The 13,497-nt window shown below is 60.7% G+C and carries 10 protein-coding genes; 8 read left to right on the top strand and 2 right to left on the bottom strand.

Features of this window, described 5'->3' with window-relative positions; all coding sequences use genetic code 11:
- The first annotated feature begins 94 nt into the window (after positions 1–94).
- The 6 genes from ligA (at position 95) to HUU46_17550 (ending at position 6,715) form a co-directional block, all read left to right on the top strand.
- Positions 95–2,125: an NAD-dependent DNA ligase LigA gene (gene ligA, locus HUU46_17575; GenBank protein NUM55461.1), complete on the top strand. Its 2,031-nt coding sequence runs from the start codon at positions 95–97 to the stop codon at positions 2,123–2,125.
- Positions 2,122–3,207, top strand: coding sequence for an ABC transporter permease (locus HUU46_17570; GenBank protein ID NUM55460.1), 1,086 nt, complete (start codon positions 2,122–2,124; stop codon positions 3,205–3,207). Before ligA ends, HUU46_17570 begins: the two co-directional genes overlap by 4 nt.
- The gene (locus tag HUU46_17565) at positions 3,207–3,989 is read left to right on the top strand and encodes an ABC transporter ATP-binding protein (protein NUM55459.1); all 783 of its coding nucleotides are present in this window, start codon (positions 3,207–3,209) and stop codon (positions 3,987–3,989) included. The genes HUU46_17570 and HUU46_17565 overlap by 1 nt, the downstream gene beginning before the upstream one ends.
- 15 nt (positions 3,990–4,004) lie before the next feature.
- The gene (locus HUU46_17560; protein NUM55458.1) at positions 4,005–4,961 is read left to right on the top strand and encodes an MCE family protein; all 957 of its coding nucleotides are present in this window, start codon (positions 4,005–4,007) and stop codon (positions 4,959–4,961) included.
- 4 nt (positions 4,962–4,965) lie between these two features.
- On the top strand, positions 4,966–5,547 hold the full coding sequence (locus tag HUU46_17555; GenBank protein ID NUM55457.1) for a membrane integrity-associated transporter subunit PqiC: 582 nt from the start codon (positions 4,966–4,968) through the stop codon (positions 5,545–5,547).
- 328 nt (positions 5,548–5,875) lie between these two features.
- Positions 5,876–6,715, top strand: coding sequence for a phytanoyl-CoA dioxygenase family protein (locus HUU46_17550; protein NUM55456.1), 840 nt, complete (start codon positions 5,876–5,878; stop codon positions 6,713–6,715).
- A 69-nt stretch (positions 6,716–6,784) separates the two neighbouring features.
- On the opposite strand, the gene HUU46_17545 is transcribed toward HUU46_17550, so the two are convergent.
- The gene (locus tag HUU46_17545) at positions 6,785–7,120 is read right to left on the bottom strand and encodes a DUF1232 domain-containing protein (protein NUM55455.1); all 336 of its coding nucleotides are present in this window, start codon (positions 7,118–7,120) and stop codon (positions 6,785–6,787) included.
- 77 nt (positions 7,121–7,197) lie between these two features.
- The gene (locus HUU46_17540) at positions 7,198–8,577 is read right to left on the bottom strand and encodes a Gfo/Idh/MocA family oxidoreductase (protein ID NUM55454.1); all 1,380 of its coding nucleotides are present in this window, start codon (positions 8,575–8,577) and stop codon (positions 7,198–7,200) included.
- Between the two features lie 386 nt (positions 8,578–8,963).
- On the opposite strand from HUU46_17540, the gene HUU46_17535 reads away from it, so the two are divergent.
- Positions 8,964–10,040 carry an efflux RND transporter periplasmic adaptor subunit gene (locus tag HUU46_17535; GenBank protein ID NUM55453.1) on the top strand — a complete coding sequence of 359 codons (1,077 nt, stop codon included), beginning with the start codon at positions 8,964–8,966 and terminating at the stop codon, positions 10,038–10,040.
- A complete protein-coding gene (locus HUU46_17530) occupies positions 10,037–13,177 on the top strand; it encodes an efflux RND transporter permease subunit (protein NUM55452.1) in 3,141 nt (1,046 codons plus the stop codon). The genes HUU46_17535 and HUU46_17530 overlap by 4 nt, the downstream gene beginning before the upstream one ends.
- Positions 13,178–13,497 lie beyond the last annotated feature (320 nt).

Genomic DNA, 13,497 nt, shown 5'->3' with positions numbered 1-13,497 from the left:
GGGCGCTTCTGACCAGATAACCTGCCCCATGGCCGCCTCGCGGTATATCGTTGGGAACGTGCGGCCCCAAATAGGGATAAGTATAATCGCGACAATGGGTGGGAAAGCTGCAAAAACGTTCGACGACGCGGGCAAGCGCTGCGCCAAATTGCGTTCGGAAATCGAGCGGCACAACCGGTTGTACTTCGTTGACGCAGCCCCGGAAATCTCGGATCAAGCGTTTGACCATCTTCTGAAGGAATTGCAGGAGATCGAGGCGCAGTTTCCCGAGTTAATCACGCCGGACAGCCCGACGCAACGCGTCGGCGGCGCGCCGCTCGACGGGTTCGAGACGGTCGAGCACGACGTGCCGATGCTCTCGATTGACAACACCTACAACGCGGACGAATTGCGCGCATTTGACGAGCGCGTCCAGCGCGGACTTGGCGGCGACGCGCCAACGTATGTCGCCGAGCTAAAGGTAGACGGTGTCGCCGTCTCGGTGCGTTACGAAAAGGGCACATTGGTCCGCGCGGCGACACGCGGCGACGGCGAGCGCGGCGACAACGTTACGGCGAACGTGAAAACGATTCGCGCCGTACCGTTGCGCCTGGAAGGCAGACCGCCGGCAGCATTGGAAGCGCGCGGCGAGGTGTACATGCGGCGGCAGGAACTCGAGCGGCTGAACGCGCTGCGCGAGGAGTCGGGCGAACCGCCCCTGGCGAACCCGCGCAACACCACCGCGGGCACGCTGAAATTGCTCGATCCAAAGGCCGTCGCGCAACGCCGGCTCGAGATTGTGTTCTACGACGTCGCCTCGCGGGACGGCGACGCGTTCGATTCGCATTGGAAAACGCTCGAGGCGTTGCGCTCGTTTGGACTTCCAACAAGCAAATACAGCGAACGCTGCCGCGATATCGATGCTGTATTGCGCGTCGTGGACAAATGGGCGGACAAGCGGCACGAGCTCGATTTCGAGATCGACGGGCTTGTAATCAAAGTCGATTCCGCCGCGCACCGCACGCGGCTCGGCGCGACGTCGAAATCGCCGCGCTGGGTCATCGCCTACAAATACCCGGCGCAAGTCGCGCGCACAAAGCTGCTCAACATTGCGGTTCAAGTCGGCAAGACGGGCACGTTGACGCCCGTCGCGGAAATGGAGCCGGTTGTTCTCGCGGGCACGACGGTGAAACGAGCGACCCTGCACAACTTCGAGGAACTCGCGCGCAAAGACGTGCGCGTCGGCGATTCGGTCGAGATTCAGAAGGCCGGCGAGATCATTCCACAGGTGCTTCGCTCGATTCCGGAGTTGCGGCCAAAAGGTTCTAAGCCGTATCCGGTCCCTTCGAAATGTCCGGAGTGCGGCGGCGAAGTGCACAAGGACCCGGAAGGCGTATACCTGCGCTGTCTAAACCTGTCGTGCCCCGCGCAGGTCAAAGAGAAGCTGCGCTACTTCGCGTCGCGCGACGCAATGGACATCGAAGGGCTTGGGCCTGCGTTGATCGACCAGTTGGTGGAGGCGCGGCTCGTGCGAGGGCCCGCGGACCTGTATTCGCTGACGCAGGGGCAGCTTGAGAACCTCGAACGCATGGGCAAGAAATCGGCGCAAAACCTGATCGAAGCGATCGAAGCGAGTAAGCGGCGCCCCCTGAGCAGATTGTTAACCGGCCTTGGCATTCGCCACGTCGGCGAGCACACCGGCGAGGTGCTGGCATCCCACTATGGCTCGATCGATAAACTGATGGACGCTCCCGTGGCCGGCCTGAGCGACATCCACGAGATCGGCAGCGTGGTCGCCGCTAGCGTGCACGATTTCTTCCACACGGAAGAGAACCGCGATCTAATTGCGCGGCTTAAGGAATGCGGACTTGCGATGCGCGAAACGGCCCGCGCGGCAACAGCCGGCCCTCGTCCGTTCGACGGCAAGACGTTTGTCGTCACCGGCACGCTGCAAAAGTACACGCGTGACGGTATCCATGATCGCATCAAGGCGCTCGGGGGTCGCGCCGCGTCGAACATCAGCGGTAACACGGACTATCTCGTTGCAGGCGAAAAAGCCGGTTCCAAACTGAATAAGGCCCGGCAACTCGGCGTCAAGGTCTTGTCCGAAGACGAATTCGAGCAACTGGCGGGCGACGCGCAATGACCTCGAAACGACTGGAGTGCCCGCAAATCATCGACCAGGAGACCGGGCGTGGCCTGTTCGAAGCGGCAAAGAAGCAAGGCATCGGTCACGGCGAAGAATTGCTGCTCGATTTCGCGAAGACGACCGCGATGGACGCGCGCGGCGGCGCGTGGATCGTCGCGCTGGCGAACCATGCGCGCGCGAACCACGCTGAGTTTCGTTGGGAAGGGCAGCAAGGCGAAGTCGCAGACTTCGTTTCGCTCATCGAGCCCGGATTGCGCGCGGAGATCAAGAAGCGCCGCGCACCGGCGGGGTTTGTCGAGCAGACCGGTGAAACCGGAATCAAGGTCGCGGCGGAAGTGCGCGAGTTCCTGGGCCTCATTGTCGATGCCGTGTACTGGACGGCGATAGGCCCCTTCGAGGGGCGCGGGTTCCGGTGGGGCCTGTGGGCGGACGAGTTGTACGAGATGGGCGTCCGCGCGGTGCGCATCAATTTCCTGATGAATTTTCTGCTGGGTTTGACAATCGCAATGATGTCCGCGGCGCAGTTGCGCACGTTCGGCCTGCAAATCTACGTCGCCAATCTCGTCATGATCGGGTTTGCGCGCGAGCTCGCCGCGGTCATGACCGCAGTCGTAATTTCTGCGCGGACCGGCGCGGCCATTGCCGCGGAACTCGCGACGATGAAGGTGCAGGAGGAAATCGACGCCCTGCGCGGCATGGGCCTCAACGTGACGCAGTTTCTCGTCGCGCCCAAACTGCTCGCGCTGCTCATCGCAATGCCCTGCCTTACGGCGATTGGCATGCTGTCCGGCATCGCGGGCGGCATGGTGTGGGGCACAATCGCGCTGGAAATTCGCTGGGACGCGTGGCTGAGCCAGACGCTCGGCGCCGCGACCCTGAACGACATTTCGCAGGGCATGTTCAAGAGCCTTGCGTTTGCGATTGTGATTGTATTGATTGGTTGTCACAATGGCCTGCGCGTGCAGGGCGGCTCCCGCGGCGTGGGCCTCATGACCACGCGCGCCGTCGTCATGGACATCTTTGCCATTATCGTAATCGACATGCTGTTCGCCACACTGTTCTACTATGTGCTGGACTGATGCCTGAGAAAAACGACGATATCATCGAAGTCCGCAATCTCGTGACGCACTACGGCGAGACCCTTGTGCTGTCGGACGTGTCGTTTACCGTGCGCCGCGGCGAAGTGTTTGTGATCATCGGCGGCAGCGGGTGCGGAAAGACGACCTTGCTGAAACACATGACCGGACTGCTCCATCCGACCTCCGGTTCCGTCAGGCACGACGGCACCGAGATCGCCCGGATGGACGAAGACGAACTTGCGAAGGTCCAACGCGGAATCGGCATCGCGTTCCAGTCGGGCGGCCTGTTCAACTCGATGACCGTGGGCGACAATGTGGCCCTGCCATTGCGCGAGTACGGAAACGCAGACGCTGAATTGATCAACGCGATCGTCAAACTGAAGCTCAGCCTCGTGGGCTTGGCCGACGCCGAGGAACTCATGCCGAGCGAGCTGTCCGGCGGCATGCGCAAACGCGCCGGGCTTGCTCGGGCGATCGCGCTCGATCCACCCGTTATTTACTTCGACGAACCGTCCGCGGGCCTCGATCCGATCATGGCTTCGGGCCTCGACGACCTGATTGCGAAACTGAACGCACTCTTGGGGATTACGTTCATTATCGTGACGCACGAACTGGAATCGATCCGGAAAATCGCGCACCGCATACTCATGCTCGACCAGGGCAAAGCGATCTTTCTGGGTTCGTTGGACGAAGCGGAACATTCGGACGTTGCGCGCGTGAAGCAGTTCTTCGAGCGGCGTCCCGACGACTATATCGCGCAGCGTACGGCCTTGGCGGGCTGAAGGCAGAGGGGACCAGTGGCGACACGCGCACAAAAAACGAAGGTCGGCGTCTTCCTCCTGTTGAGCGCCGCAATCATTGCCGGCGGGCTGATGCTCGTGGCCGGGTTCCGCCAGGGCAGCAAGCTCCACTATTCGATCGTGTTCGACAAGTCGGTCCTCGGCCTCTACAAGGGCGGGATGGTGCAGTACCTCGGCGTGCCCGTGGGCATTGTCGACAACATCTACGTCGGCGACGACGGCAAGGCGTATGTCGATATTCTGATCGAGCCGGACAAGGTGAAGCTGCGCCAGGGAGTCGAGGCAAGCCTCGAATACTACAGTTTCGCCACGGGCACGATGTGCGTAGCGTTGCAGAACGAAGATCCATCCGGCGAACTGTTGCCGCCCGGCGCGATTATTCCCACCGGCGAATCGCTCATCGAATCGTTCAGCGGGCAGGCCGGCGACCTCATGAACACGTTCAACGAAATCGCCAAGAAAATCGACGACGGCCTGAAGGACATGCCGGAAGGCAAAATCACGGAAGTCATCGATCAGATCAAACCATTCATCGATGACGCCCGGGCGTTCATTACCGATGCGCGCGATACGCTCAAGACCGTACAGGAAGACTTGCACGGCGTCGTCGAAGACGCGAAACCGGGAATCAAAAAGTTCAGCGAGCTCGCGGACAACGCGTCTAAGTTGAGTACTACCGCGAACGATACCCTTGCTGATCTTCGCGCGAAGATCGACCCTGTCGACATCGAGAAGATGCAGACAAAACTGTTGGCGCTCGCGGACCAGTTGGAGCAGACGACAAAGAAGATCAATGACATGACGTCTTCGATTCCGCACACCGTGGACAACGTCCAACACGCCCTGTACGAGACGACGCAGAAGTTGAACGAAACGATGGAATCGTTCCGGCAGTTGGCGGAGACCCTGAACCAGAACCCCTACGTGCGCGGGGCCGCCGCGCCAAAGGAATAGCGCAATGACTCGACGATTACTCGCTGTGCTTGCGATGGGCTTGGCGTGCGCGGGATGCGTTGGCCTGAACAAGCCGTCTCCGCCGTTGCGCTACGCGATCGAACCGAAACCGCAGATTGCGGCAGCGGAAAACTCGGGCAGGTCGCTGGCCGTGCGCCCCCTCGAACCCGCCCGCCCGTACAAGCAGAACATCGTCTACCGCGAGGGCGCGGAACTGGGCATCTACACCCTCGTCGAGTGGGCCGAGCTTCCAAGCGACGCGGCCACACGCGCGCTCATCGACGCGCTCATCGCAAGCGGCCGGTTCACAGACGTGGCCCGAGCGGTCGACCTCGGCATTCCGGATCGGATTCTGACCGGCCAGTTGAGGAAATTCGACCTGGTGCGTGACACCGCCCCGTGGACGGCGGCCTGCGAGGTGCGGCTCGAACTGCGCGAGGGGGCTGGCCGCTCACTGGTCTGGGCGAAGACTATCGCCGCCTCCGAGCCGCTCGCCACCTCGGGTATCGAATCCCTGCCACAGGCAATGAATGCAGCCCTGACCCGGTGCATCGAAGAAGCCGTGACGGAAATTGTCACTAAGTAACGCTCGCGCACGGCACACTGTATAGTTAATGATCGCGTCGCGTGGTTAAGACTGACGACAAATTTATCTAGCTAGACTAATTAGTTGTCAGTTTTGAGCAATTCTTGTCTGCGGCCGTTCAGCATGGCCCCGTTAAACCGTTCCCGCCAGACAAGTTGGCCGGGGTTTGCCGTTGTGGCATAACCTTTGCTCATTCACTTGTCGGCCTGTTCGACAAGCGCATTGTCAGCAGACCGCGATATAGTTTATTATCGAACGTGGCGTTCGAGGCTGGAGGGGGGCTGCCCTTCACGGTCGCGGAGCAATTCCGCTGGAAAAAGGTATTGCTATGGCTTTACACGTGCTTGCCGAACCGAAGACAGGGTTGAAGCAGGAATTCGACGAACGTGGTTTCGTGATTCTCCGCAGCTTCTTCGATCCGCACGAGATGACCGAACTGCTCGCCGAAATCAAGAAGGCAGGCGCGCAGCAGGGGCGTGAACACTGCCTGAACAAAGACAACATGGTCTTCTTCGGTAACATCGCGAGAGAGACCGAGTACCTCAAAGACTTTGCCACGCAGCCGCGCATCATCGAGGTGATGAAGGAACTTGCCGGACCGGAATTCTGGATTCGTTGGGACCAAGCCGTGGGCAAGTACCCGGGAGGGTCCGATTTCCCCTGGCATCAGGACAACGCGTACAACAAACTCAAAGACATGCACTTCCAGTTCTGGATTGGCCTCACGCCAATGAACAAGCAGAACGGCGGTGTATGGCTCCAGCCTGGAAGCCACAAGTTCGGCCTGTTGCCGCACAGCAAGGTGGACAACCACCTCTCCTGCGACGTGAAGCCGTGCAAGGAAGAGTTTATCGAGTCGCAGCCCGGCGACGTGCTGATTTTTTCGTCGCTGACGCTCCACTATACGACGCGCAACTACTCCGAGAATGAACGATGGGCGTGGGTGATCGAGTACATGTCGTGCGACTACTACGATCCGCACATTCGGCCGCCGTACTTCATCGCCTGCGAGAACGGCCAGCCCGTGAAGAAGTTCGTGGATAGCTATAAAGCGTGCCACGACCCGCGCGCCCGCATGAAGTACCTCGGCGCGCGCACAAAGGAAAACGTTCGCGTCAAAACCGAGCAGGTGTTGTCGAAGGCAGGCCGCCTCTTTGGGCACAAGTAAATAAATTCCCCCTGCGAAAGCTGGGGGGATGTTTGTTGCAGGCGCATTAACGCGCCAATAGCCTGCATACTAAAGCGCCCCACTATTGGCGCGTGTACTATTCACACTCGTTGTATCTCTTCCCATTATCTTCGCGCGGTGTTCTGCGACGAGTTCGGCCGAGATCATCCGCAGCGACAGCCAAATCAGCGGCGGCAAGACCAGAATATCGTCGAGATGGCCCAACACGGGGACGAAGTCGGGGATAAAATCGATGGGCGACAACGCGTAGGCCACAGCGGCAATGAGCAACCACCGCGCGGCGCGCGGACAGCGTGGGTCAGCAATGACGGATTGGTAGACCGCAACTTCGTTTCGGGACCCGCGCACGACTTCGACGACGCGGGATTTCACGGACCGCGACATTCCGTGATCTTACTACAAAAGCGAGCGCGCCCCGCCTTTCGACGGGGCGCGCTCCAAAGATGCATCGTAGGCGACGATTACAGGCTCCAGCCCTCGCGGTACTGCTTGGTCACCAGTTTGTTGGCTTCTTCGCTGTTGGTGACTCGCATGTTTTGGATGTCCCATTGGATGTTGGTACTGGCGCGGAGCGCGAGGTTTCCGAGCAGGATGATCTCGGTGAACGGCGCGGCGTAGTTGAAGTTCGAGGCGGAGGGCTTGCCGCTCTTGATCGACTTCACCCAATCGATGTAGGGGTCGCCTTTCTCGAGGCGCGGAATCGACGGTTCCGGCTTCTTATAACTGGCGAAGTCGGCCTCCGGCAACAGGCGCGGGCTTCCGCCATACGTCTCGCAAGTGAGGAACCCTTTGCTCCCGTAGAACAACGTGCCGTTCTTGCCACTGCCCTTGTCGCCGATGCCGATTTCCGCCGGAATCTCGGGGGGATGCGGCGGCGTGTTGTTGCCATCGCGGCCGTCCCACCATTCGAGGGTCACGGCCGGGAACATCTTGCCGTGTTCGCCTTTGCGCTCGGGGAATTCGTATTTGAGAATGGACTTGTCGGGTCCGGTCTGCGCGTTGTTGCCTTCCTGCATGGCGACTTCGACGCTCGTTGGAACGCCGAGCGTGAGCGCCCAGTTCGCGGGGTCCATGATGTGGCAGGCCATATCGCCCAACGCGCCGCAGCCGAAGTCCCACCAGCCCCGCCAGTTAAAGGGGCAGTAACCGTGGTTGTACTCGCGGAACGGCGCGCCGCCGAGCCACAGGTCCCAATCGAGCGTTTCGGGGACAGGTTCCTCTGGAAGCGGTTCAGGGATGGATTGGGGCCAGATGGGCCGGTTGGTCCACGTGACGACTTTCTTCACGTCGCCGATCGCGCCCGCCCAGATGAGTTCGCACACCTCGCGGACACCGTCGCCGCAATGGCCCTGGTTGCCCATTTGCGTGGCAACCTTCATCTCGTTGGCGACGCGCTGCATCTCGCGGCATTCGTGGATCGAGTGCGCAAGCGGCTTCTGCACGTACACGTGCTTGCCCATCTTCATCGCGTGAATTGCGATCATCGCGTGCATGTGGTCCGGCGTGGACACGTTGACCGCGTCGATGTCCTTGTGTTTGTCGAGCATGACGCGGTAGTCGCGGTAGGTCGGGACGCCCGCCTTGGTGCTGTAGAATTTCGCCGCGTTCTTCTCGTCCACGTCGCACATCGCCACGAGGTTGCAGCCCGCGTCTAACGCGCCCTGCACGTCGCTCGAGCCCTTGCCGCCGCATCCGATGCCCGCGAAGTTCACCATTTCGCTCGGCGACTTCACGCTGACCTTCGCCGGCGCCTTGCCCTTCGTCGTTGTACACCCGGCGGCAATCGTCATCGCCGCTGTCCCGGCAAGGAACGAGCGCCGGGTTAACTTCTTGTTGTCCATTATGTGGTTCTCCCATGCCGGCCCCGCGGCCGCGCCATCACCCAAAGACCCCCGGCCCGCACCGGCGGGCCGTTGATACACGGCAAACCACCAGATTCGGCGCGGGACGCATAACGAAGGAGCATACTCCGCGAGGATTCGGGCGTCAACGTCGCAGGCCCGACACATGCGTGCGGAGCGTCTCGTCGCCACAAACTTGGATTTGTTGTGTTCGGGCCGGTTGCGCATCGGCGCGCAACTTTACTATCCTAGTGTCAGGAGTGCCTAGCCGCCGCAATTTGCGGCGGGTTACGAGTTGCATCGTCAAGACCGCGAATGGCCCAATTCGCGCCAAACCGCCCTGCACGCGGGGAAGCGCGCTCTCGGTACCGCAGTAAGGGGACCGTATGAAGAAGTTCGTCGTTACCGCCGCCCTGTGCGGGGTCATAGTATTGTTGGGCGGCCTCGTCGTTTATGGCGCCTCCGCAAAATATGCGGAGCGCGAGGCCAACCGCGCCAACAACAACCACGATCAGCGCGTTCCCAATGTTAAGGTCCAGGTCATCGCCACGGGTCTGCTCGAGGACAAGTTCACGGTAACCGGGACCGTGGACGGTTGGGAAAACGTCACCATCAGCGCGGAGGTCGCCGGCAAGGTCGAGTGGAAAGGCATCGATACCGGCGATTCGGTCAAGAAGGATCAGGAGCTTTTCCGCATCGACACCGAGGCCATGCAGACGCGCTACGAGCAAGCCAAGGCCCAGGCGCGCCTGGCGGCGCAGGAATTCGACCGCGTCAAGAACCTTACCAACAAGGGCGTGAGCGCCGCGCGCGACCAGGACAGCGCCGTGGCCAATCGCGACGTGGCCGAGGCGGACCTGCGCGCCATGGAAATTCAGTTGCGCAAGAGCGTGGCAAAGTCGCCCATGGACGGCGTGGTCGCGCACGTATTCTCCGAGCAGGACGAATTCACCGACGTGGGCAAGCCGCTGGTGAACATTGTGCAACTTCACAAGGTGAAGGTGCGCATCGGCATCCCGGAGCGCGACATCCCGTATTTCAAGGTCGGCGACGTTGTACACGTGCAACTCGACGCCATCCCGGATCGCATGTTCGACGGGACGATTCACCTGATCGCGCCTGCCGCCGACCTCGTGACCCACACGTTCGAGGCGGAGATCGCGATCGACAATACGGACAATTGCCTGAAGCCAGGTATGATCGCCCGCGCCCACCTGGTGCGCAAGGCCTATCCTGACGCGATTGCGGTTCCCATCTTCTCGACGGCGTTGATCGACGACAAGCGGTTTGCGTTTGTCGAGGAAGACGGCAAGGCGGTACTGCGCGAGGTCGAAGTCGGCGTCATTCAGGGCAGCAATGTGCACGTGACGTCCGGTCTGAAACCGGGTGACCGCCTCATCGTCGTCGGCCAACGCGACGCGCGCCCCGGCGAACCGGTCAACGTCACCGAGACCCTCCAGTGAGAATCGTCGATTTCGCGGTAGACCGCCGCGTCTCTATCTACGTAATGGTGCTCATATTGACCGTGACGGGGCTGTACGCCTACATCACGCTGCCGCGCGAGTCGAACCCCGAGGTCATCGTCCCTTTCATCGTCGTCTCCACGCGATACGAAGGCGTTTCGCCCGAGGATATCGAGGCGCTGGTGACAGTTCCCATCGAGCGCAAGCTTGCCGGCCTCAAGGGTGTCAAACAGATCAAGTCACAAAGCCTCGAAAGCGTGTCGTCGGTCGTCATCGAGTTCGTGCCCGACATGGAGATCGACGATGCGCTACGCCGGGTCAAGGACAAAGTCGATCAGTCCAAGGAGGACCTTCCAGAGGACGCCGACGACCCGGTCGTGAGCGAAATCAATTTGAGCGAGCTCCCGATTCTCGTCATTTCGCTCACGGGCAACACGGACTTGTCGGTGCTCAACGAACTCGCCGACGATTTCGAGGACCGCATCGAAGCGATCAAGGGCGTACTTGATGTCGAGAAGGTAGGCGGCGTCGAGCGCGAAATCCAGATCGAGGTCGACCCCGAACGCGTCGCCGAATACGGCATATCCGCCGCGGACCTCATCCAAGTAACGGTGCTCGAGAACGTCAACACTCCGGGCGGCGCCATGGACCTCGGCGAGGCGAAATTCCTCATGCGCACGCCCGGCGAATTCCGCACGCCGGAAGAATTGACCGGACTTGTCGTCAAGCAGGGGCCTGGCGGCACCGTCTATCTGCGCGACGTCGCCGTTGTGAAAGATGGCTTCAAGGAGGTCGACTCGATCTCCCGCGTGAATGGCAATCCGTCCATTACGCTAGCCGTGTCGAAACGCACCGGCGAGAACATTATCCGCATCGTGGATGACGTCAAGGTCGTACTCGATGACGAGCGCGCGCGCCTTCCGAAGGGGATCGACGTCGCCGTAACGTGGGATGAATCGGACTTCATTCGCGATATGGTCAACGATCTCGAGAACAGCATGCTGAGTGGCCTGGTCCTCGTCATCGCCATCATCATGATTTTTCTTGGCCTCGTGAATTCGTTCTTTATCGGCCTCGCGATTCCCCTCTCGATGTTCATCGCGTTTACGTACTTCTACCTCTCCGGCATCACGCTGAACATGGTCGTCCTGTTCAGCCTCACGCTCGCCCTCGGCATGCTCGTCGACAACGGCATTGTCGTCATCGAAAACATCTACCGCCACATGCAGCAGGGCATGGATTCCATTACCGCCTCCAAACGCGCAACGGCGGAAGTCGCGTGGCCGATTATCGGCTCGACCGCCACGACCATCGTCGCGTTCGTCCCCATGTTCTTCTGGCCCGGCATCTTCGGCGACTTCATGGTCTATCTGCCGATCACCGTGATAGCGACGCTGTTGGGCTCGATTTTCGTGGGACTCGTAGTTAACCCCGCGCTTGCCGGTCAGTTCATGCGTGTGAAGCCACTGCCGTTCGAGGTCAAGGACACCGCACGGCATCCCATCATCAAACGCTACGAACGCTTCCTGCGCCTGGCGCTGCGCTGGCGCGGCGTAACGCTCACGCTGGCATTCACGGGGCTGATCGCCATCACCGCCGAATTCTTCGCCACCGCGCAGGTCCAGTTCATGCCGGATTCGGAACCGCCGCAGGCCGACATCGACATCGAACTCCCGGAAGGCAGCAACCTCGCAACCTCGGACGAATACGTAAAATCCGTCGAGCGTCTCCTCGAGCCAAACCTCCCGAACCTCGAAAACGTCATCGCAAATGTCGGATCGCAGGGCGTCGACCTCGGCGGCGCGGGAATGCGCGGCGGCGGAAACAGCACGCACCTTAGCCGCGTCACGCTGGACTTCCCGAAACTCGCGCAGGCCAAAGTAATGCCCAGCAGAATCATCGAGGAGGTGCGCAGTTCCGTCAAGGGGATCACCGGCGCGCAAGTGCGCGTGGATCAGATGCAGATGGGCCCGCCCACAGGCCCACCCATCAACATCGAGATCAGCGGCGACGATTACGAAACGCTCGCCGCGCTCGCAGGCGAAGTACAGCAATTGATCAAGGACATGCCGGAACTCACCGATATTCGCGACGACTATCGCAAGGGCAAGCCCGAAATCCGGGTCATCATCGACCGCGAAAAGGCATGGAAAATGGGCCTGAATACGCAGTTCATCGGCCTCACGGTCCAAGCCGCGATTGACGGGCGCAAGGCCGGCGAGTACCGCGAAGGCGACGACGAATACGACGTCATGGTGCGCTTCCCGAAATCGTTTCGCGAGGACATCTCGAACATCGAGAACATGCGCTTCACCAACCTCGCCGGCGAGACCGTACCCTTCTCCGCGGTGGCCCGCATCGAACCCGGCGCCGGACTGGGTAGAATCACGCGAATCGATCGTAAACGCACGGTGACAGTCTCCGCCGAAGTGCAGGGCGACCGCCAACCACCGGAAGTGCTCAAAGACGTGCGCGCAAAGCTCGAAGACTTCGCGCTTCCCGCCGGATACACGATGGCGTACACCGGCGAGAACGACGACCTGGAAGAGACGCAGTCATTCCTCGGCCGCGCGTTTGTGATTGCGTTGCTGCTTATTGCGCTCGTGATCGTCGCGCAATTCAATTCGGTCCTGCAGACCCTGGTCATCATGACGTCCGTAGTTCTGTCGCTCGGTGGTGTATTTCTCGGGCTTTGGATCTGCGATATGCCCTTCGGCATTCTGATGACGGGCATCGGCTGCATCAGCCTGGCGGGCGTCGTGGTAAACAACGCAATTGTGCTGCTCGACTTCATCAACCAATTGCGATCGCGGGGCGAATCCCTCGAAGACGCTGTCGTCCACGCGGGCATCATCCGCTTCCGCCCCGTGATGCTTACCGCCGGCACAACCACGCTCGGCCTCGTGCCGATGGCGCTCGGCATCAGCTTCGATTTCAAAAGCCTCCAATGGACGAGCGGCGGCGAAACCGCGCAATGGTGGGGTTCGATGGCCGTTGCGGTCATCTTCGGCCTCACGTTCGCGACGGTACTGACGCTCGTCGTCGTGCCGACGCTCTACACCTACGCCGTCAACCTGTCCGAAACGTTTGCGCGCAAACCCGCCGCCGCCTCAATCTCCGAACCGGTGGCGAAATAGTCGGCGCGACTTCCGCTTCGTACACTCCGCGCCGATTGGCGGACCTGTAGTTCGATCGCGTACGCGCCGCGTTTCGGTCTTCCTACAGCGCCTTCAGACTCCACCTATACCCGTCTCTGTACCCGCCAACGTAACCTTGGGTTGGAAAGCGACGACGGCGTACTGCGCGCCCTCTCCCTAACCGGCGTGCGCGTTTAACGAAAGGAGGCGGATATGGCTCTGCTTGTGGTCTGGCTGATCTACGGGATTCTCCTCTATTATTTCTCGTAATCGGGAGCGAGACCGGTGCCGCGCCCCACACTCGTGGCGCGGCACTGTCG

The sequence above is a fragment of the Candidatus Hydrogenedentota bacterium genome (assembly GCA_013359265.1).
In the GTDB taxonomy this organism is placed as follows: domain Bacteria; phylum Hydrogenedentota; class Hydrogenedentia; order Hydrogenedentales; family SLHB01; genus JABWCD01.
This window is presented reverse-complemented; position numbering and strand designations above follow the sequence as displayed.